Here is a 21,868-nt window from a genome sequence, read left to right as displayed (position 1 = left end):
TCTTCTTCTTCACTCTAACCACCTCCTATTCACCAGAATCGACACTTTTAGTGTACTTTTATAACCTAGTTCGTGTCCAAATGAATAAGGGGGCTTAAAAGAAACCACGTTAAAATGTCGAATAACTCCTGTTAATGGAGACATTCTGTTCAAAAGTCCTTAGAAACCAATGAGATAAAAGACTATGGAGAACTTTCTCCACAGCCTGAGGGACCCGGTGGATTCTTTTTTTGTTTTAGACATACTGTTATGCTCCTAGTAAATTATTGAGAATGGATTAAGGTGAATTAGTCCTAGGTTTAGTTGGATCACATGAAGGCTGTTTCACAACATTTGTGGACTCTGATAACTTAGTTAAATAATAACATTCCTCTCTCGCCATATGGTCTGCCATTAGTGGTGACAATACACTCAATGTCTGTTTCGTAAGCTCCATTTCCTCTAATTCTCTCAAAAAGACATTAAAAATGGTTAATTCTAAATCTACATCATGGTGAAATTTTGATAAGGCTGGAAAGGTAGATAAATTTGTTCGGAGAAAACCAGCCAATTCGACTGCTTTTAAGTAAAAATCTTCAAATTGTTGTGAAAAGGCCTTACTTTTCATTTTTAAATCTTTTTCTGTAGCATCTAACCGATCATTAATGGCACCAGCATGACCAGCGGCATCTAGCAACCAAATTAAGTCGTGATGGAGCGGATGAACGACTGGTGGAACCGTCTCCTTTGTAAGATAGTCAAGGATTCGTAAAAACTCATCAAGTTCATTTACCATATGATTAATGAAAGAAGGAGGCAATGAAATGGTTATCTGTTTAAGTAGCAATTGTTCAATAATTGATAGTTTGAATGTTCGAAGTTGCAACGCTAATTGTTTAGATACTGTTGCCAGTTTTAAAATGTCAGAGTTAGATAGAGATTGTCTTGAAGTTTGGAGTAATTGATCAAATGTATGGATATACTGGGTTGCCATCTCTATTGACTCTTTTTCAGTTGGCGAGAGGGAATCACGAATAAAGCGGCCATGATCACCGAGTATTTGTAACCAAAACCGTAGCTCAAATAATGCAGTCGCTTGATAGTTTTTCAATAAGTCCACTCCTTTCCATACATTCTATGATGCTAAAACGGCAGTATGTAAGTCCAGTTCGGAAAATGGTGTAGGCACTTTTTTTTTCATCGTGAATAATATACTTAGCGTGAAGAAATTAGGGAGGGGTATGATGGAAAATCAAAAAGTGTTAACGTATTTTGAAGATGTAGCTGAGTGGGCGAAAAACATAAAAAGGATTCTTCAAGAAAATAATCTTGATTCTAATCCTTTAAGTCGAAGAATATCGAATCTTCTCTCACAGCTTGAAGAAATGAAAAAAAACCAAGAGAATCTGCCACATTATGTAGGGTTTGTTCAACAAGAGGTTGAAGGGTTGTTCATTGATACAGAGCGTATAGTTGATCAAGGTGTTAGTCGAAAGCTTCATAGCGGACGTGTTCCAATTGGTGAACATACACTGCCACCGTTACCATATCCTTATGATGCATTGGAACCATATATTTCAGAGGAAATTATGAGACTACATCATGATACACATCATAAAAGCTATGTAGATGGTTTGAATAAAGCTGAAAACATGATGGAGAAAGCAAGAGAATCGAAAAACTATGATTTATTAAAGCATTGGGAAAGAGAAGCTGCTTTCCATGGCTCTGGTCATTATCTACACTCGATTTTCTGGTTTGTAATGAAGCCTAATGGTGGTGGAAAGCCATCTGGTGCATTAGCTAAACAAATCAATCATGATTTTGGAAGCTTTCAAAATTTCAAAGAACACTTTTCTGAAGCAGCAAAAAAAGTAGAAGGCGTCGGGTGGGCTTTACTCGTTTGGTCACCTCGATCACATCGTTTAGAAATACTTCAAACCGAAAAACATCAACTTATGACTCAATGGGACACGATACCTTTATTAGTTCTAGATGTATGGGAGCATGCCTATTATCTTCAATATAAAGCTGATAGAGATAAATATGTGGAGAACTGGTGGAACATCGTGAACTGGGACGAAGTAGAAAAACGTTATAAGGAAGCATCGAAATTGGTGTGGCAACCATATTAAACGCGATTCTATCGCGTTTTTCAATTAGATGCCTATATATATATAGTAATTTTATTCACTTCTCTAAAAATTTCAGGTCATAAGCGGACATGTCTCGCATAAACTTGTACAAACAAGTAAGAAGCGGGGGAGATACATAGATGAGGATGAGAACATCGCTTATATACATAATCATTTTGGTTTTTTTTATTTCTGTTATTCCTACAAAGAAAGGGATAACGGCCCCTGGGGTAAGTGCTCAAAGTGCAATTGTCATGGAACAAGAGTCTGGTAGAGTAATCTTTGGGAAGCATGAGCATGAAAAACGAAGAATTGCTAGTATCACTAAAATAATGACCGCCATTTTAGCAATAGAGTCAGGAAAGATGAATGAAAACGTAGTCGTTAGTAAAAATGCAGAGGGTACTGAGGGATCCTCTCTATATTTAATTGCAAATGAAAAAATTAAACTGGAAGACTTGGTTTATGGATTAATGTTACGATCTGGAAACGACGCAGCCGTTGCTATTGCAGAGTTCGTGGGCGGAAGTGTCGATGGTTTTGCCTATATGATGAATCAAAAAGCTGAAGAAATCGGAATGAAGAATAGCCATTTTAGAAATCCACATGGATTAGATACACATGAAGATCATTATTCAACGGCATATGATATGGCCATACTGACAAGGTATGCCATGGGAAACGAACATTATCAAAAAATAGCCGGAACAAAAGTTTATAGATCGCCCCATCCAGAAGAAAAATGGGACCGTGTATGGAAGAACAAAAATAAATTAGTGACAGGCTTGTACCCCTATTCAACAGGTGGGAAAACAGGTTATACGAAGCGTGCAAAGAGAACTTTGGTGTCTACTGCTTCTAAGGATGGAATGAACTTAATAGCCGTCACATTAAATGCTCCAGATGATTGGAATGACCATATTTCCATGTTCAATTATACATTTAATCATTACGAGCTAGTTAAGGTTTTAAAGGAAGGAAAATTACGTAAGATTGAGGACACCTTTTATCAGAATAAGATTTACTATAAACATGATTTTCTATATCCCGTCGTGAATGATGAGGAAGAACAAATAAAAGTGAAGATTAGCCTCGTTAAACCAGATTCAAAAAAATGGAAAGAAGCAACTGATATTCCTGTTCCAATAGGCAAAGCCTCGATTTATTTAGGGGATAAGCTAATTGGTGAACAGTCTATATTCTTTGATATTGATAGTATGCCAGAGTCTAGGAAATCGTTTTTTGATTGGTTTAAGAGCCTGTTTTTCACATTTCTAGGTGTAGAGTTATATGGTTAATATTATTTGGATGTTACTAACGGTAATAGGGATCATCTTTGCTATGATAAATGGGACAATGGAGCAAGTAAATGAAGCAGTATTTACTGGTGCAAAGGAAGCGGTTACCATTTGTATTGGATTTATTAGTATTCTTGTATTTTGGCTTGGATTAATGAGAATCGCTCAAAATGCAGGACTACTAGAGTCTTTAGCAAGATTGTTTAAACCAATCGTTCGTAGGTTATTTCCAGACGTTCCGATTGAACACCCCGCAATGGGGTATATTTTATCAAACATGATTGCCAATATGTTTGGTCTTGGAAATGCAGCGACTCCAATGGGAATAAAGGCAATGGAACAGCTGAGGGAGCTAAACGGTGGAAAAGATTCTGCCAGCAGGTCAATGATTACCTTTTTAGCAATCAATACATCAAGCTTAACCCTCATCCCGACTACTGTGATCGCCATTAGAATGCAATATGACTCGGCAAGCCCTACAGAAATTGTTGGAACAACATTAGTTGCAACTATTCTATCTACGATCGGTGCCGTTCTAATAGATCGATATTTTTATCATCGCAGGATTAAGAAAGGAAGGAATTCAAGATGACCATCATAACTACAATTTCCTTATGGTTAATTCCTGTTATTATCGGTTTTGTATTAGTTTATGGAACGTTAAAAAAAGTTCCTACGTATGAAAGCTTTGTGGATGGTGGAAAAGAGGGCCTGACTATTGCATTCTCTATCATTCCTTACTTAGTCGGAATGCTTGTTGCCATCTCAATTTTTCGTGCATCCGGTGCCATGGAATTCTTTACAGGATTAATAGAACCACTCTTTACCATGATAGGAATCCCGGTTGAGATCGTTCCACTTGCTCTAATAAGACCAATATCCGGAACCGCAGCTCTAGGGCTTACGAGTGATATTATCAGTACGTATGGACCGGATTCATTTCTTGGAAGACTTGCATCCACTTTGCAGGGAAGTACAGATACAACGTTTTATGTGTTAACTGTCTATTTTGGTGCAGTTGGAATAAAGAAAATGGGCGATGCCCTAAAAATTGGATTGCTAGCGGATTTAGTAGGAATCATCGCGGCAATTGTTGTTGTAACCATTGTATTTGGGTAAGCTCGTTTAAAAAACGAGCTTTTTTTATTTTCTTACTAATTAGCTGATTCTTGTGTAATATAGATGGACAAGATAATATGTAGTGTGAGGTGAAAAAAGAATGGAACGTTTACAAAAAGTAATTGCTCAAGCTGGTGTTGCTTCGAGAAGAAAAGCAGAAGAACTCATAACAAATGGACATGTTTCAGTAAATGGAAAAGTTATGAAAGAACTTGGAACAAAAGTATCTACTAATGATAAAATTGAAGTGAACGGTGTTCCTATTGAGCGTGAACAACCAGTTTACTATATGTTGTATAAGCCAACGGGTGTCATATCAAGTGTCTCGGATGACAAGGGAAGAAAGGTTGTTACGGACTTTTTTCCACATGTTGATAAACGAATATTTCCAGTTGGAAGGTTAGACTACGATACATCCGGTCTTCTTCTACTAACGAATGATGGAGAATTTGCGAATCTTTTGATGCACCCTAAGTACGAGGTAGATAAGGTTTACATTGCTAAACTAAAGGGAATTCCGACTCGAGAACAACTAAAATCTCTTGATAAGGGAATTAAGCTAGAGGATGGAATGACAGCTCCTGCCAAAACAAAGTTCATTTCCTCAGATCGGAAGAAAAACACAGCGATTGTTCAAATTCTTATACATGAAGGTAGAAATAGACAAGTTAGAAGAATGTTTGAAGCAATAGGCTGTCCGGTGATGAAATTAAAAAGGGAACGATATGGATTTCTGACACTAATTGGCTTAAATCCGGGTGAAAAACGAGAATTAACTCCACACGAGGTGAAGCAATTAAGAACAATGGCTTCCCAACCTAGAAAATAGTAATAGATGTCACATAAGGTTCAAATTCTCGGTAAATGATTAATGAATTGAAATGTTATAATATAGTAATGATTAGAATGAGAATAGTAGCATATTACTGTTCTTTTCTTTTTTAAGGAACATGATTGAATATCTCATAACTATAGATTATTACGATTATACCGTAAAAAATCATTCCAAAGACAGGCAACATGGTTTTAGATTTTTCCCGTTCCAACTGGCGCTAAGACCCCCACTCCAAAACGTTAGATGAATCGAGAAGTTTAAGTGGGGGATAAGCGCCAGTAAGAACCCTGTATAGGAATATAGACTAAAGTCGCCAACTCCTGTGGCACGTCTGTGTGACCCACTGTGTGGGCCTCAACCAATCAGTGGGGGATGAGGAAAACCCCCACTGATTGAAGTTTCACTTTATTAGTAGTTGTAAAGGGAGAGTTATGAATGAAGAATAGACGACTCATAATTCGGTCTGTCATCTTAATCGTTTTAGGTGCAGCCTTATGTTATACGTTGTATGCTAACTTTTTTACAAGTAAGGAAAAAGTAAGAGTTGGAAGTCAAGCTCCGAATTTTGTGCTTCTAGATTTAGAGGGTAACGAATATGAACTTGAAGATTACAGAGGTAAAGGCGTGTTTCTTAATTTCTGGGGTACATATTGCAAGCCTTGTGAAAAAGAAATGCCTTACATGGTGAATCAATATAAACATTTTAAAGAGCAAGGTGTGGAAATTTTAGCTTTAAATGTTAATGAGGCGCCACTTGTCATAAAAAGATTTGCTGAGCGTCACCAATTAAATTTTCCAATTCCTATTGATAAGGGCGAGCAAGTATTGAAAGCTTATGGTGTAGGTCCGATTCCAACTACATTTCTAATTGATAAGGATGGGAAGGTAGTCAAAGTAATTACAGGGTCTATGACAGAGAAAATGGTGCATGATTATATGAATATGATTAAGCCATAAAGTAAATCTTTAATCAGTGAGTTGAGTCCTCACCCCACTGGTTGAACCCAACAGGATGTTGTGAAAATAGACATGGCTACAGGAAGTGGCGGTTTTAGTCTCTTTTTAACCAAGTTTATCCCCCGCCAAAGCTTCTTCGATACCTCTACTCATTGTTTTAGGGGGGATAAACGTGCGTAAATGTAGGATAAATACTAGTTTTTCTTGAAGGTGAGAGAGATGGAAAATATAAAGTGTGAATGTGGACATGTAAATCCACTTGGGACAGTACTTTGTGAATCATGTGGGAAACTACAGGAGGATACAGCGTCTACCAAGTTAGTAGACATGAGATATGATGGTAGTGCCCGCAGATCTCAAGTCTATAAAAAAACATTTGTTGATAAAGTATGGAATTTCTTTTCATCCGTGAAGGTTGGTGTATGGCTAATCTTTATTACATTAGCAGCATCTGCTTTAGGGACAATTTATCCCCAGCAAATGTATATCCCGCCAACAGTTAGCCCTGAAGAATTCTATAAGGATCAATATGGCTGGACGGGTGAGCTTTATTATATTCTTGGATTTCATGATTTATATGGATCATGGTGGTATATGATTTTGATAGCATCGATTGGAATATCATTAGTCATCTGTTCATTGGATCGTGTTATTCCTCTGTACCGTGCTTTAAACAATCAAGGTGTAATTCGTCATGAGGGGTTTCTAAAGAGGCAGAAGTTGTTTGGGAAATCAACAGTTAATGATCCTGAACAAACACTCTCGAAGATACATGAGAAACTGAAAGGGCGAAGATACAACATCCGAATGGAGAATGGAAGTCTCCTAGCTGAAAAGAACCGGTTCTCTAGGTGGGGGCCGTATGTGAATCATATTGGACTTATTATATTTTTAATAGGAGCCATGCTTCGTTTTGTTCCTTCTATGTATTTAGATGAAGTCCTTTGGATTAGAGAAGGGGACACTGAAGTGATTCCTGGAACAGAAGGGAAATACTACTTGAAGAGTGAAGCCTTTATACTTGAGTTATATGATAAAGAAAAAGATCCTGAGGTATTTAATGCAGCGTTGGAACGGGTTGGAAACGTAGTAAAGAATTATCAAACAGATGCGATTCTCTATAAACGTACAGACGAAATTGTACATGGTGCTGAGCCAGAGCTTGAGATGATTAAGGAGTTTCCAATTCGTGTAAATGAACCGTTAAAGCATGACGGCTATGCACTTTATCAAGTGGATTATAAATTGCAAGAATTTAATACAATGTCGTTTAATTTAATCAAAAAAGAAACCGAAGAAAGTTTTGGTACATTAACAGTTAATTTATTTGATCCTGAATCAGAATACGACCTAGGAAATGGATATCGTGTGGAGCTCATGAGTTATTTTGCAGATTTCTACTTTGATTCAGATGGAGATCCAGCATCAAAATCAAAAGTGCCAAATAACCCAGCCTTTGTATTTAAGATGTTTACTCCAAAAACTCCTGAAGGTGAAGTGAGTTTTGTTGCCATTCGAGAGAATATTGAACCACTTGGTGAAAACCAATATAAAATGCAGTTTGCTGGGATTGAAACGAAAAATGTATCAGGTCTAACTGTCCGAAAAGATCATACACTTTGGATCCTAGGCATTGGCGGAGCTATCTTCATGATTGGTGTCATTCAAGGGATGTATTGGAACCATCGCAGAATTTGGATTAGCAAACAAGGTAACAATGAATATTGGATTGCTGGTCATACGAATAAAAATTGGTATGGATTAAAGAAAGAACTAGAGTTAGTATTAGATGGAACAGATATTGCTGTTCCAATTGATCAATCAGAAGATTCTTAGGTTAAGGGGGATTGTAGTGGTTGCCTTAAGTAGTAATTTTTTATATATAGCTTTTATTCTTTATTTGGTCGCTACATTTATTTTTGGTGGAGCCATTCGTGACAAAAAAAGTGAAACAAAAGAAAATCGTTGGAGCAAAATTGGTATTATTGTAACAATTGGTGGATTCCTAGCACAGCTTGGATATTTTATCACAAGATGGATCGCATCTGGTCATGTTCCTGTGAGTAATTTATTTGAGTTTACAACGTTCTTTGGAATGGCACTAGTGTTATCTTTTATTGTCATTTACTTTATTTATAAAAGTAGTGTTCTAGGTTTATTTACGCTTCCTGTTGCTTTATTAATTATTGCTTATGCAAGTATGTTTCCTCGTGACATTGCACCATTAATTCCAGCATTACAGAGTGATTGGTTATTAATTCATGTTACGACGGCTGCACTTGGTGAGGCTATTTTAGCTGTCAGTTTTGCATCAGGACTTATCTATTTAATAAAGATGGTAGACCAGACGGTGAAAAGTAAAAGTACTTTTTGGTTAGAATTTGTACTATATAGTATTTTGAGCGTTTTTGGTTTTATCCTGTTAACAGTAGGGTTCTCGTCAGTTAAGTATGAAGCAGTCTTTACGTATACAGACCCGAACTTAAATCAGGAAGTAGAGTTAGTGTATAATATACCTCCTGTTATAGGACCATCTGGTGGTAAGGAACTAACAACAGAAACGATGCACCCTCTTGTTAATGCACCTGAGTGGATGAAAGGCAAAGACGCACCTAGAAAATTAAACACGTTAGTTTTATCTCTTTTAGCTGGTATCGTTCTATATGGAATACTACGATTAGCACTTCGTAAGAGAATTGCTGCCGCACTTCAGCCGTTAGTTAGAAATGTAAACCCTCAACTAGTAGATGAAATTACGTATCGATCAGTTGCGATTGGGTTTCCGATATTCACTCTAGGGGCTTTAATATTTGCCATGATATGGGCTCAAATAGCCTGGACTAGATTCTGGGGATGGGATCCAAAAGAAGTATGGGCACTAATTACGTTTTTATTTTATGCAGCGTTCCTGCATTTGCGCTTATCTAAAGGATGGCATGGTGAAAAATCAGCATGGTTAGCAGTTGGTGGCTTTGCCATTATTACATTCAATTTAGTAGTAGTTAATTTAGTACTAGCAGGCTTACACTCTTATGCCTAATGAATAGCCTTCACAATCGTGAAGGCTTTTTTATAAAAACGGTTTATACTTTTAAAAAGAGGTGTGGAAAAAATGGGACAGGTTGTTAATATTCTAGTAGTGGACGATGAGGAACGTATTCGCAGATTGTTAAAAATGTACTTAGAAAGAGAAGGATATCAAATTGAAGAGGCTGAAAATGGAAAAGAGGCACTCGAAAAAGCATTAGAGAATAACTATGATCTTATTCTTTTAGATTTGATGATGCCTGAGAAAGATGGAATGGAAGTTTGCAAGGAGTTGAGGGAAAAAAAGGCTACACCAATTATTATGTTAACAGCTAAAGGAGAGGAAGCCAATCGAGTTCAAGGATTTGAGGTAGGAACGGATGACTATATTGTCAAACCCTTTAGCCCAAGAGAAGTTGTTCTTAGAGTAAAGGCTCTTTTAAGAAGATCCTCAAAAGCGGTGTACATGCAGAATGATACAAATACGAAGGATGTACTTGTATTCCCTCATATAACAATAGATAACGATGCACATCGAGTAACAGCAGATGGAACAGAAGTCGGATTAACACCAAAGGAATATGAGTTATTATACTTTCTGGCGAAGTCACCAGATAAAGTGTATGACAGAGAGCAGTTATTGAAGGAAGTTTGGCATTATGAATTCTTCGGAGATCTTCGAACTGTCGATACACATGTGAAAAGACTAAGAGAGAAATTAAATAAAGTATCTGAATCAGCAGCTAGAATGATTGTAACGGTTTGGGGTGTTGGGTATAAATTTGAGGTTGTAGAAGAATGAAGCTCTGGAGAAGTGTGGTAGGAAAACTATGGATGACGATACTATTACTCGTATCATTCGTACTACTTATGCTAACCATCATGCTCCTCGAGTTTTTCGAACAATACCATGTGAATGAAGCGGAAAAAGATCTTACCCAAGTAGCCAATAAAATTGCCAAGATCATGGATACATACGGAGATAACGAACTTGCAAAATCGATTTCAGCAGAGGTAGTTGACCCGTTAACGAAGGTACTGATAGTAGATGATGAGGAACACTTTTGGTATTCAACTTCAGGTGACGAAATGGTTGAAATACCGCTGTCATATATTAAAGAGGATCCAGTACTTTCAAAGGTTTTCACTGACCAACGAACGGTTACGATGAAAACGGAACTCTCATCCTTTAAGATGGAGAATGACACGTATTATGAAATTATCATAGTAGGGGTTCCAATCGAATCACAGCCTAAAAGTGCTGTATTTCTATACCAATCCCTCTATGCAATTGAACAAACAACTAAACAAACGACTAAACTCATTTTCTTAGCAGCTGGAATAGCTTTTATGCTAACCACCTTCTTTGCCTTTTTCCTCTCAACGAGGATTACCTCTCCATTAATAAGGATGAGAGAGGCTGCTTTCCAAATGGCGAAAGGAAGATTTGAAACGAAGCTTCCTATTCTAACAAGAGATGAAATAGGCGAACTTGCCGTTGCCTTTAATAAAATGGGTACACAATTAAAATTAAATATTGACGCACTAAGACATGAGAAAGAACAATTATTTAGTATTTTAAGCAGTATGGCAGATGGAGTGATTACGCTAAATCGTAATGGTATGATGCAAATTTCAAATCCACCTGCAGAGAGGTTCTTACAAGCATGGTACTATGAACAAGGAATGGAATCTAGATCAGACATTGAGGTTCCGATAGAAGTAAAAGAACTTTTTGGACGTGTAGTTTCATCTGAACGTGAACAACTAATAGAGCTCAGCTTTCAAGGGCGTAATTGGGTTATTGTAATGGGCCCTTTGTATAATGGAACACAAATTCGTGGTGCTGTGGCGGTTATCCGTGACATGACAGAAGAAAGAAGACTAGATAAATTACGAAAGGACTTTATTGCAAACGTCTCGCATGAGCTACGAACCCCAATATCTATGCTACAAGGATATAGCGAAGCCATCATTGATGATATCGCAGCAACAGAACAAGAGAAAAAGGAAATTGCTCAGGTTATTTATGATGAATCCCTTCGAATGGGTCGATTAGTAAATGAATTATTAGATTTAGCTCGAATGGAAGCAGGGCATATACAGCTTCAAGAGGAACATACCAATATAAAGGATTTTGTAGACCGAGTGGTTCGTAAGTTTCATGGTTTAGCTAAGGAGAAGTCCATTTCCCTTACTTATACCTGTCAAAACTGTCAGGATAGTTTTATCCTTGATCCCGATAGAATGGAACAAGTGTTTACAAACCTCATTGATAATGCAATAAGACACACATCCACAAATGGGGAAGTTAATGTACGGGTTACACTCTTGTCAGATGGACTAAAAGTAGATGTTCAAGACTCTGGTACGGGGATTCCAAATGAAGATTTACCTTTTGTGTTTGAACGTTTTTATAAGGCTGATAAAGCAAGAACAAGAGGGAAAACAGGGACGGGACTCGGACTTGCGATCGTAAAAAATATTATTGAAGCACATAAAGGAAATATCTCGGTTCATAGCAAAATAAATGAAGGTACGACATTTTCTTTCTTTTTACCTCGAAAATAGTTGATTTGAGGCTACTCTTGGCGAATGTTCTTGTTTCATGAGAAACCAAAATGAGATTTGTCATAGACAAAATATGAATCTATTTGTTAAAATGAATGTAATTTCATAGTGTATAAAATAGGTATTAACATGTGATGATGTTAATTTAAAAGGGAAGTTCGGTGAAATACCGACGCGGTCCCGCCACTGTAATTGGTAGTAATCTACAATATGTCACTGTCAGACGATGGGAAGGCGTAGATTATGTTGATCATGAGCCAGGAGACCTGCCTGTTTTTCACACCGAAAGCCTACGCGGATAGGAGGGTGTTAAGTCGGCTTTTTTCCTTGATTGCCTCTTAACAGAATCATCCCCTCCCAGTGGGGATTTTTTTTTGGATTTCTAATGGTAAGGGAGAGAAGGAAATGATAGTAAGTAGAAGTTTGAAAGTTTTTACCTTGTTATTTCTAATGATAGCCTTTGTATCGAGTGGCTACCAGCCAACAATATTTGCAGCTGAAAATACAAGTATCGTTTCAATCGTAGGTTCACAAGAAAGTGGTACGTTAGAGAAAGAGGTTAGTTTTCCAGAAGGAGCTACAGCATTTGATGTTCTTAGTGATGCTGTTGGTGCAGAAAATGTACTATTTGAAGAAAGTGAATATGGGAAATATATTACATCCATTAATGAAATAAAGGCAGAGGGTACTCATTATTGGGGGCTTTATATTAATGGTATTACAGCGCAAGTGGGTGCTGATAGTTATATAGTTCAAGATGGAGATAAACTTACCTTTCAATATATTGATTGGAATGTAGCACCTGAAAAAACAGTATCATTGAATGTGATTGGAAATGATGAGAAAGGAACGATGAAAGAAGTTAGTGAAGTCTCTTTTCTGAATGAACCAACGGCATTTGAACTACTTCAAGTAATTCTAGGTGTAGAAAATGTTCTATTTAGTGAATCAGAATATGGAAAAATGATTACAGCTGTAAATAATCTAGCAGCAGAGGGTACTTATTATTGGGCATTCTATGTAAATGGAGAAATGGCAACTGTTGGTGCAGATAGTTATAAGCTACAATCTGGTGATAAGATAACATTCCAATATGAATCTTGGGAAACCTCAGCGCCAGAAAAGGAAAATTCAGGAGAAACTGAAACAAAACCGGAAACAAAACCAGTAGATGTTATTACTTCTGAAAAGCTACAATCTACCGTTAATCTTGCTACAAAGTATATATTAGCGAATAATATAGGTGAATGGGAAGTTATTGGGCTTAGTAAAGCAGGAAAAGAGATACCAGCATCCTATTTAGAAGAAGTTAAAAATGTGGTAACAACTAGTGAAGGTCAATTTACTAGAATAACGGATTATGAAAGATATACGTTAGGAATACTAGCAGCAGGAGGGAATCCTACAGACTTCGAAGGATATAACCTAGTTGAACATATTTATAATGGGGATGTTACGAAGCAAGGTTTAAACGGGGTTATTTTTGCTCTTCTTGCCTTAGATAGTGCTAAATTTGAAGTTCCAAAGACTGCTACTTGGACGAGAGAAAAGCTAGTTAGTTCTCTCATAGAGAATCAAAATCAAGATGGTGGCTGGGCATGGGATGGCAGCGAAAGCAGTGATATAGATACGACAGCAATGGTAATAACGGCACTTGCTCCCTATAAAAATCAAGTAGATGTCAACTCCAAGATTGATCTTGCTGTTCAATATCTATCAGCACAGTACTTAGATTCAAAAGTTAACAATAGCTCTACGGCTGCTCAAGTGATTATTGCATTAACAGCCTTAGGAATGAATCCAACGAGTGAACTTTTTTCAAACAATGGTCAGTCAATCGTGAGTTACTTATTAACCTTCCAAAACGCTGATGGTGGCTTTGACTATCAAGGAGGAGAGGTAAGTGACGTATTCTCAACTGATCAAGCCTTTAGAGGAGTCGTAGCATACCATTTATTCCTAAATGGTGAGGGCTCACTTTACAACTTACCATTGAAAACTACTGATAGTAACGACGAGACAGTGGTGGAACCTCAGCCAACACAAGAAGGAAAACCATTACCAGAAACAGCTACTAATGCATATAACATTATTCTTTTAGGTTTACTACTTTTACTAATTGGAGCTGTTATGTATGTTTCAAATAGAAAAAAACAAGGTACTATCTAAACTGAAAACTAAATCTCCCCTCTTGTTTATGGCAGGAGGGTTTCTTTTTATATTAATTGGATGCTTTGACCTATGGTCAAAAGCAGAATCCCAAGTCAACGCTTTAGAGCATGCAAATCGAGTTGTACAAAAACCAATTGTACAATTACAAATATCAGAGGATTTTCATGATAGAGTACAAGATACTAATTCTAATTCAGTTGAGACTAATAGTAAGGTATTAGGAATCTTGTCACTCCCTTCATTAGCCGCTAATTTGCCAATTGTAGCGGGAATTGATGAAGACGCACTAGACGTAGGTGTCGGCCATTACCCTGGGACCGCTTTACCTACCGAAAATGACCAAATCGTTTTATCTGGACATCGAGATACGGTGTTTAGGAGATTGGGGGATCTAGATATTGGAGAAGAAGTTATTCTTCAATTAGAAGAGGGAAAATTCTCATATAAAATAACGAAAACGAAAATTGTTGATAAAGATGATCGGACAATTATTATTCCAACGTATCCAACAGAAGAACTAGTTTTAATAACTTGCTATCCATTTCATATGATTGGTAATGCGCCAAAACGATACATTGTATATGCCACACCTACCTATTAATTAAAAATGAGGGATGATTAGGAATGAGAAATTGGTTCACTTCTATGTTTGTATGTTTCCTTTTACTAACTGGCTGTGGAAATGTACACAATGAGGACTATATAGCAAGAGAACATGTAACTGATAGTGTGAGTGATCAACCACAATCTCCTGTACTAAAAGAAACATTGGATTCAACTGTTTCTGATAAGGAAAACAGCGAATCGGAAGAAATGAAAGACCATCCAGGATCAGAGGAAGAACAGAACAATCAAAAACAAGAAAATCAAAAAACGGAGTTGCCAAAAGAGCAAGCTGATACGAGTTCAACTTCATCATCCAATAATAAAGAACAATCTAAAGATTCCAAGGTGACTAAACAAGACACACCAACTGAAAATAAAACTCCTACAACAGTAAAAAAAGATTATGTTACACTTTCAATTACTGGGAAGGATGGGGAAACAATTTTCGCTAAAACCACAGTCCCTATAGATGAAGGAGATACTGTGTTAAGTGTCTTAATGAAAATTGCAAAGGAGAAGGGAATACCAGTCAGTGTTAGAGGTAGAAACGCAAATGCTTATATAGAAGCAATAAACAACCTTTTCGAATTTGATCACGGTCCTATGAGTGGGTGGGTATTTAGAGTCAATAATCAGGTTCCTACAAAAAGTGCTGGAATCTATAATGTTGTAAATGAGGATGAAATACGTTGGGTATATACGGAAAATCTCGGAGAAGACGTGGAATAAAAAAATACTATTTTCAATCGATTCACCCAGTAGGAAGTTTCTTATACTATATAGGTGCAGCGTTATATCTTACTATATTTTTTCATCCGCTTTATTTATTCTTTTCTATCCTTATCATAATTGTAATAAATCTTGTTCATGGAAATCGAAAGAAACTACTTCGTACACTCCCTTTTCTGCTCTTGATGGGTTTGGTTATTTTCATCATGAATCCTTTTCTTAACCGAAGAGGATCACATCTATTATTTTATTTTTACAGTTATCCTATTATGCTTGAAGGAGTTCTCTATGGTTTTATGCTAGCTCTTTCATTAATGGGAATGATTATGTTGTTTTTTTCCTATCAAATCATAATTGATCATAAAAGGTTCTTATTTTTATTTGGGAAATTGTTTCCACAGACTTCCTTATTGGTTTTACTTAGTCTTCGCTTTATCCCAATACTAAGAAGAAGGTTAAGTGAGATCATGATTGTACAAAAACGGCGAGGAATTGTTCTTGGAGGGCAGAAGTTAAAGGGGAAGATACAGAATGGCTTACTATATATACAAGTTCTGTTAACTTGGTCTTTAGAAGAAGCTATACAAACCGCAGATTCAATGGCGGCAAGAGGATATGGACTAAAGAAAAGATCATCCTATGATCATTTCCAATGGAAAAAACGGGATACGATATATGTTGTTACTCTCGTTATTTTACTACTCATTCCTTTGGTGGGCATGTTATTTCTTTCATATGGAAAACTAATAATATATCCAGAATTAAGTAATGTTGAAATGGGCCCACAGCAATACATTCATTTATTGTTTTTTTGTTGTTATTTATTATTACCTTTATTAGTTGAAGGACGCGAGTGGATACGATGGAAATCATAACGTTTAATCAATATAATTTTACTTTTCCTAATGAAATGAAGCCAACCTTAAATAATGTTTCATTAAAGATTCATCAAGGTGATTTTGTTGTAATTTGTGGACCAAGTGGATCCGGAAAATCAACACTTTTAAAACAAATAAAAACACAAGTTGCTCCATACGGTCACAGATCTGGTGAGCTTTTATATAAAGGAGCACCGATTGCTGATATTGATTTAGAAATGTCTGTTTCCGATATAGGATTTGTATTTCAAGATCCTGAAAATCAGATCGTAATGGAAGATGTTTTACATGAATTAGTGTTTGGATTAGAAAACCTAGGATTAGCTACGTATGAAATGAAACGGAGAGTAGCAGAGCTTATTCAATTCTTTGGACTTCAGGACATTTTGGAGATGAAAACCTCCAATATATCTGGTGGACAAAAACAAATTCTAAATATTGCTTCGGTTTTATTAATGCAGCCGCAAATTCTATTACTTGATGAGCCAACTTCCCAATTAGATCCAGTAACATCAAAGGAATTAATTCAATTACTGAGACGATTAAACGAAGAATTTGGAATGACGATTGTAGTTGTAGAACATCGTTTAGATGAGTTTATACCGGTCGCTGACCAATTTATCATGATAGATAAAGGAACAGTGTTATGGGATGATACTCCGCGAGAAGTAATTAAAAAGTGCTGGGAACAAAGCGAGACTTACTTAACATCGTTACTCCCAACGATTCCTCAAGTTTACCTTAACTATGTTCCAACAGTAGATCAAAAAGAAATACCTTTATCAGTGAAAGAAGCAAGAGAAGCCTTCTTAAGTTTTTCAGCCCCATCTAGAAAAAACTTGCAAGATATAGATGACAAGAAGAAGCCTCCTTCTCATCTACCTATCTTATCCTGTAAAAATGTTTCATTTCGATATGAAAAAGGTGACGATGAGATATTTAATGATCTATCAATTTCAATTAACCAAAATGACTTTCTATGTATTGTCGGGCAAAATGGTACAGGAAAATCAACATTGATTAAGCTATTAGTTGGGATCCTAAAGCCTACTTCTGGAAAGGTGTATTACAAAAATAATCCAATTGGATCCCTAAAAAAAAGCGAGGCTCAGAAGTCTATTGGCTATTTGTCGCAATCACCTAAGGCTTATTTTCTTCACGATTCGGTTAAGGAAGAGCTTCAATATACAGCTAACTCCGTTGGGAAAAGCATGAAGACCCCTGAAATTAAGGAATTGGTTACGTTATTTGGATTAGAAAATCTTTTTGATCGTCACCCTCACGATTTAAGTGGTGGAGAAATTCAAAAGGTGGCATTGGCCTGTCTCTTATTTACTGATCCGTCCGTATTATTAATTGATGAGCCAACTAAGGGACTTGATCCACATGCTAAGACTGAGCTAGGAAAGTGGCTTTCGGTGTTACATCATAAAGGAAAGACCATTATAATGGTAACGCACGATTTAGAATTTGCAGCTGCCAATGCTCATACATGCGCGCTACTCTTTGAGAAAACCTTTGCTGCTGTAGAAAGAACGAGACAGTTTTTCAAGGGGAATTTTTATTATACGACTGTTCTCGGCAGACTTACGAGGAATTTAAAAGAATGGCCAGAGGTTATTACCCTTGAGGAGGTCTATCGAACATGGGATCATCCTTACTATTATTAATTATTTCTTCGATTCTTTTATTTCTTACTCTTATTGCTTCAGCTTTATTTTTAGAAAATTCCTTTATATGGATTAGTTTTCTCATGATTTGTTTAGCGATTGTTCCGTTTTTTCTAAGGTTTGAACGTAAGAAGGTGACTAGTAGGGAGATCGTTATCATTGCAATATTGGCTGCAATTGCTGCATTAAGTAGGGTGCCGTTTGCTGCGATTCCAAGTGTTCAACCAACTACTTTTGTCATTATAATTAGTGGCCTTGTATTTGGTGCCGAAAGTGGTTTTTTAATTGGGGCAACAGCAGCGTTAGTATCAAACATGCTACTTGGTCAAGGACCATGGACACCATGGCAAATGTACGCTTGGGGAATGATTGGTTTTTTTGCAGGCGTTTTTAGGAATCACCCTTTTATGAAGAAAATATTCGGTCAGAGTATTTTTGGAATTGTAGTTGGATTTGCATTTGGTTGGTTTATGAATTTGTGGTTTATTGTAGGCTTTATGGATTCAATTGATTGGAAAGTAATTCTCGTCTATTTTTCTTCCAGTTTTTACTTTGATCTTAGGCATGCTATTTCTAATGTCGTATTCATACTACTATTTAGTAAAAGTTGGGAAAAGATATTAACAAGGTTTAAAACAAAATATGGGATTTTAGTATGAGAAAGGTAAGAATATATGAAAATATTCTTCCTTTTTTTTTCATTTGATACTAGTATAGAAATGGAGTGTAACTTTTTAATCACAAATACGACTAATGTAATGAACGGGAGGGTAAGACATGAACACCGTTTTTCAAGAGCTCTATGAAAAATATCATCACGATTTGTTTCAGTTTCTCTTTTATATGGTAAGAAATCGTGAACAAGCGGAAGACCTCGTTCAAGAAGTATATATAAAAGTGTTAAAATCATATGATCGTTTTGAAGGTAAGAGTAGTGAGAAAACATGGTTATTTTCGATTGCAAGGCACGTTGCTATTGACCACTTTAGAAAACAAAAGGGTTGGAAGCAGCGTCTATTAGAGACGTTTGATTGGAGCACACAACAAGTGAAAGATGATAGTCCGCTTCCTGAAGAAGTGGCAATGCAAAACGATGAGATTAAGATGATGTATCAATGTCTAAACTATTGTTCAGTAGATCAGCGTACAGTAATCATTTTACGATATATCCAATCTATGTCGATTGCTGAAACTGCAGGGGCTCTTGGTTGGACAGAAAGCAAAGTGAAGACTACACAACACCGCGCTTTGAAACTATTAAAAGTTCATATGGAACAGCTTATGGAAAAGGAGGGTATGGATAGTGAAAAAATCAGAGTGGAGCGATAAGCAGCTAGAAGAACTACTTCAAAATCTACCACGAGTTAAAGATAGACAGGAGCAGCAAGAGTTATATAATAAGATTGCCTCACGGCTAGATAAAGAGCCAGCTCGATTTTCACGTAAACCTTCTTGGATCCTTCCTAGTCTTGCCACTGCTGCAGCAGTTACTCTTTTACTCGTTTTAGGATCTACATTTTTGAATAGTCCATTCGGCGGTGTGCAAGATATGGCTACAGAGAATTCAACGTCTGAATCAATTGAAGATGTCGGGATAACAGGCGCTAAAGATAAGAGTGAAAGTCGAATCATGGATAATGCAGATTCATTTGATGAAGGCTCCAAGAGTGATTCAAATAACATGATTATGATGACTGCGCCTGTCGCAAATACAAACGTTGTAACTGATTTTAGTGATCGAACGCTGATAACCATTGGAATCCCTGATACAAATGCACAGAATGTTATTCCAGTTAGTATACTTGCCCCTTTGGAGCGAGGTAATAGTCTTGAACAATTACAACAGCTGCTTCACAATATACGTGAAGAAGATATTGGACTTAGTGAAGCGATTATTAAAGGTATAACATTTTCAGAGGTTGAATTGGAAGATGGTAACAAGAAGGTTGTTGTGACAATTCCAATTGAAAATAATCTTGGTATAGGTACTGGGAGTCTAACGGAGAACGTATTTTTGCAATCCATTCAAGAAACCTTTAGATGGTTAGGCTATACAGAAGCTGAGCTTGTAACAGAGAAAGGCACAAAGGTGTTTTTTAGTCATTACGGAGAGGTAGATACGATTCCGATCCATTCAATTACGAATAAAGGCTACCATTTGTACCAATTCGATGCGTTGCAACCAATGTTCTTAGTTCCTTCACCAGACCCAAGAGAAAGTTTGGAACAAGCACTGCAAGATATGAAAAGCGAGATACCAGATTATGGACTACAGCCATCTATTCCTGCCGATATCATCATAAGTAACGTGGCGATTGAAGGGACAAATGCAACCATCTTCTTTGAAGAAGGTACTACGGTACTAAATGGTGAACCATATATTTCTATGATGCATGCGATTATGTTAACAGCAAAGGAATTTGGAATGGAGACGGTCCAATTTGAGAATGCTAACATTGAGATGATTGCAGATTATAAGTTGTCTACAGAAAATGGAGAACCCATTAAAAACCAAGTTCCCGTTTCTCCTAACCTACTTTCAATACCTGTCGAATAAGAGGTTCTTGTAACCTCTATTTTTTTTTGGTCTACTTTTTAACATGTCCTCATAAAGTGTTATCGATTGACTTACTACGTTTTAGGAGGATCATAATGCAGGACATTTCTAAAAGACTTTTAGTTGTAATAATTATGGGGTTTTGTATTGCCTGTATGTTTTTGAGTGTTAAGACGGTTAAAGCAGAACAAAATGAAAATACATATAAATTTCAGGAAACAAAAGATTGGGTCTGGCCAGCTCTTGGTGAAATCAGTGACTTATATGGTTCAAGAAGTGGTAATCATCACGGTTTGGATATAGCCGCTCCAACAGGAACCGAGACCGTTTCAGTTGAGGATGGAATTGTCACTAAATCATATTATTCTTTTTCATACGGACATGTAGTGTTTATCTCACATCCAAACGGCTTTGAGACAGTTTATGCCCATTTAAATAAGCGATTTGTAGTTAAAGGACAAAAGGTCAAAAAAGGAGAGTTAATTGGCCATGTCGGTAATACGGGTAGATCAAGAGGTGCACACTTGCACTTTGAAGTACACAAGGGAACATGGAATTATTCCAAATCTAATGCTATTGATCCTTTGCAAGCTCTGGATGTATCGGTATTAATCGAAATGAGAGTAAATAAAGAGATGGAAATGAAAAAGGAAGCTATCCAAGTAGCCAAACTCGAGGAAATTGATCAAAAGCAAGATCATTCTGGATGGATGATGGTTCAGCATTCAGAGGGGTTTATTCTTTCAAGTTCACTAGTGGTAGAATCATCTGATGTTGATCATTCCTTTCTTGAAAAAAGTGTAGAAATTGTTGTAACAGAAGGTATGACTTTATGGGAATTGTCTCAGGAATATAAGGTTGCCATCCAATCAATTGCTAAATGGAACAATTTAACTTCTGACATGTTAGTCCCAGGGCAGCATCTATCATTATATCCTAACATGGAGAAGGTATATATTGTGAAAAGTGGAGATACCTTGCCTAAAATAGGTAAGGAGCTTCAACTATCAGTTGAAGAAATTGTTCATCTAAATGGTTTAAAAAATGATCATGTATTTCCGAGCCAAATTTTACTTGTATCAAAAGGGACATAGCTGAACATATTCCGAATCGCTTTTTCCATGCATCTAATTGCCATTTTTATCAAAATAGATCGAAAGTATTACTTATATTTTGGGGGAAATGGCTTAGTTTTTGATGGAGTGAGACATGTATAGCCAGGGAATAATGGTCACAAAACACAGGTAGTCTAAAATGTTAATTGGAAATTTTTCAAAATCGAGCATCCTATATTGCAGATCACTTTCTGTTAACAGTTCGCAAAGAAAAAAGCCT

At 36.7% G+C, this 21,868-nt stretch carries 20 protein-coding genes and 1 riboswitch; of the genes, 19 read left to right on the top strand and 1 reads right to left on the bottom strand.

Features of this window, described 5'->3' with window-relative positions:
* Positions 1-277: 277 nt before the first annotated feature.
* Positions 278-1,099 (bottom strand): DUF2935 domain-containing protein, encoded by an 822-nt coding sequence (locus ACFSCX_RS19005; protein WP_377929819.1) that lies wholly within the window; start codon positions 1,097-1,099, stop codon positions 278-280.
* A gap of 124 nt (positions 1,100-1,223) precedes the next feature.
* On the opposite strand from ACFSCX_RS19005, the gene ACFSCX_RS19000 reads away from it, so the two are divergent.
* The 19 genes from ACFSCX_RS19000 to ACFSCX_RS18910 all read left to right on the top strand — a co-directional run bounded on the left by ACFSCX_RS19000 (position 1,224) and on the right by ACFSCX_RS18910 (position 21,627).
* The gene (locus ACFSCX_RS19000; RefSeq protein ID WP_377929818.1) at positions 1,224-2,114 is read left to right on the top strand and encodes a superoxide dismutase; all 891 of its coding nucleotides are present in this window, start codon (positions 1,224-1,226) and stop codon (positions 2,112-2,114) included.
* A 140-nt stretch (positions 2,115-2,254) separates the two neighbouring features.
* Positions 2,255-3,412 (top strand): serine hydrolase, encoded by a 1,158-nt coding sequence (locus ACFSCX_RS18995; RefSeq protein WP_377929817.1) that lies wholly within the window; start codon positions 2,255-2,257, stop codon positions 3,410-3,412.
* Positions 3,405-4,004, top strand: coding sequence for a nucleoside recognition domain-containing protein (locus tag ACFSCX_RS18990; protein ID WP_377929816.1), 600 nt, complete (start codon positions 3,405-3,407; stop codon positions 4,002-4,004). Before ACFSCX_RS18995 ends, ACFSCX_RS18990 begins: the two co-directional genes overlap by 8 nt.
* Positions 4,001-4,531: a spore maturation protein gene (locus ACFSCX_RS18985; RefSeq protein WP_377929815.1), complete on the top strand. Its 531-nt coding sequence runs from the start codon at positions 4,001-4,003 to the stop codon at positions 4,529-4,531. Before ACFSCX_RS18990 ends, ACFSCX_RS18985 begins: the two co-directional genes overlap by 4 nt.
* A 100-nt stretch (positions 4,532-4,631) precedes the next feature.
* Positions 4,632-5,360 (top strand): pseudouridine synthase, encoded by a 729-nt coding sequence (locus tag ACFSCX_RS18980; protein ID WP_377929814.1) that lies wholly within the window; start codon positions 4,632-4,634, stop codon positions 5,358-5,360.
* A gap of 441 nt (positions 5,361-5,801) precedes the next feature.
* Positions 5,802-6,323 carry a thiol-disulfide oxidoreductase ResA gene (gene resA / locus ACFSCX_RS18975; RefSeq protein ID WP_377929813.1) on the top strand — a complete coding sequence of 174 codons (522 nt, stop codon included), beginning with the start codon at positions 5,802-5,804 and terminating at the stop codon, positions 6,321-6,323.
* Between the two features lie 219 nt (positions 6,324-6,542).
* Entirely contained in the window at positions 6,543-8,159 is a 1,617-nt protein-coding gene (gene resB / locus ACFSCX_RS18970) for a cytochrome c biogenesis protein ResB (protein ID WP_377929812.1), read from the top strand.
* A gap of 16 nt (positions 8,160-8,175) precedes the next feature.
* Positions 8,176-9,363, top strand: coding sequence for a c-type cytochrome biogenesis protein CcsB (gene ccsB, locus ACFSCX_RS18965; RefSeq protein WP_377929811.1), 1,188 nt, complete (start codon positions 8,176-8,178; stop codon positions 9,361-9,363).
* 72 nt (positions 9,364-9,435) lie between these two features.
* Positions 9,436-10,152 carry a response regulator transcription factor gene (locus tag ACFSCX_RS18960; RefSeq protein ID WP_377929810.1) on the top strand — a complete coding sequence of 239 codons (717 nt, stop codon included), beginning with the start codon at positions 9,436-9,438 and terminating at the stop codon, positions 10,150-10,152.
* The gene (locus tag ACFSCX_RS18955) at positions 10,149-11,921 is read left to right on the top strand and encodes an ATP-binding protein (RefSeq protein WP_377929809.1); all 1,773 of its coding nucleotides are present in this window, start codon (positions 10,149-10,151) and stop codon (positions 11,919-11,921) included. The genes ACFSCX_RS18960 and ACFSCX_RS18955 overlap by 4 nt, the downstream gene beginning before the upstream one ends.
* Positions 11,922-12,023: 102 nt before the next feature.
* Positions 12,024-12,209: riboswitch (cobalamin riboswitch) on the top strand.
* Between the two features lie 117 nt (positions 12,210-12,326).
* Positions 12,327-14,090 (top strand): DUF4430 domain-containing protein, encoded by a 1,764-nt coding sequence (locus ACFSCX_RS18950; RefSeq protein WP_377929807.1) that lies wholly within the window; start codon positions 12,327-12,329, stop codon positions 14,088-14,090.
* Positions 14,056-14,694: a class D sortase gene (locus ACFSCX_RS18945; protein WP_377929806.1), complete on the top strand. Its 639-nt coding sequence runs from the start codon at positions 14,056-14,058 to the stop codon at positions 14,692-14,694. Before ACFSCX_RS18950 ends, ACFSCX_RS18945 begins: the two co-directional genes overlap by 35 nt.
* A 23-nt stretch (positions 14,695-14,717) precedes the next feature.
* Positions 14,718-15,428 (top strand): DUF4430 domain-containing protein, encoded by a 711-nt coding sequence (locus ACFSCX_RS18940; RefSeq protein WP_377929805.1) that lies wholly within the window; start codon positions 14,718-14,720, stop codon positions 15,426-15,428.
* Positions 15,389-16,303 carry an energy-coupling factor transporter transmembrane component T gene (locus ACFSCX_RS18935; protein ID WP_377929804.1) on the top strand — a complete coding sequence of 305 codons (915 nt, stop codon included), beginning with the start codon at positions 15,389-15,391 and terminating at the stop codon, positions 16,301-16,303. Before ACFSCX_RS18940 ends, ACFSCX_RS18935 begins: the two co-directional genes overlap by 40 nt.
* Positions 16,291-17,976, top strand: coding sequence for an ABC transporter ATP-binding protein (locus tag ACFSCX_RS18930; protein ID WP_377929803.1), 1,686 nt, complete (start codon positions 16,291-16,293; stop codon positions 17,974-17,976). The genes ACFSCX_RS18935 and ACFSCX_RS18930 overlap by 13 nt, the downstream gene beginning before the upstream one ends.
* Complete coding sequence (locus ACFSCX_RS18925; protein ID WP_377929801.1) at positions 17,952-18,635, top strand: ECF transporter S component; 684 nt, start codon at positions 17,952-17,954, stop codon at positions 18,633-18,635. Before ACFSCX_RS18930 ends, ACFSCX_RS18925 begins: the two co-directional genes overlap by 25 nt.
* A 118-nt stretch (positions 18,636-18,753) precedes the next feature.
* Complete coding sequence (gene sigX, locus ACFSCX_RS18920; protein ID WP_377929799.1) at positions 18,754-19,305, top strand: RNA polymerase sigma factor SigX; 552 nt, start codon at positions 18,754-18,756, stop codon at positions 19,303-19,305.
* Complete coding sequence (locus ACFSCX_RS18915) at positions 19,280-20,533, top strand: hypothetical protein (protein WP_377929798.1); 1,254 nt, start codon at positions 19,280-19,282, stop codon at positions 20,531-20,533. Before sigX ends, ACFSCX_RS18915 begins: the two co-directional genes overlap by 26 nt.
* Before the next feature lie 95 nt (positions 20,534-20,628).
* Positions 20,629-21,627 (top strand): M23 family metallopeptidase, encoded by a 999-nt coding sequence (locus ACFSCX_RS18910; RefSeq protein ID WP_377929797.1) that lies wholly within the window; start codon positions 20,629-20,631, stop codon positions 21,625-21,627.
* The last annotated feature ends 241 nt before the right edge of the window (positions 21,628-21,868 follow it).

Source organism: Bacillus salitolerans (assembly GCF_042680805.1).
Taxonomy (GTDB): domain Bacteria; phylum Bacillota; class Bacilli; order Bacillales; family SA4; genus Bacillus_CJ; species Bacillus_CJ salitolerans.
The sequence above is the reverse complement of the archived record's forward strand: the minus strand, read 5'-3'. Positions and strand labels throughout refer to the sequence as shown.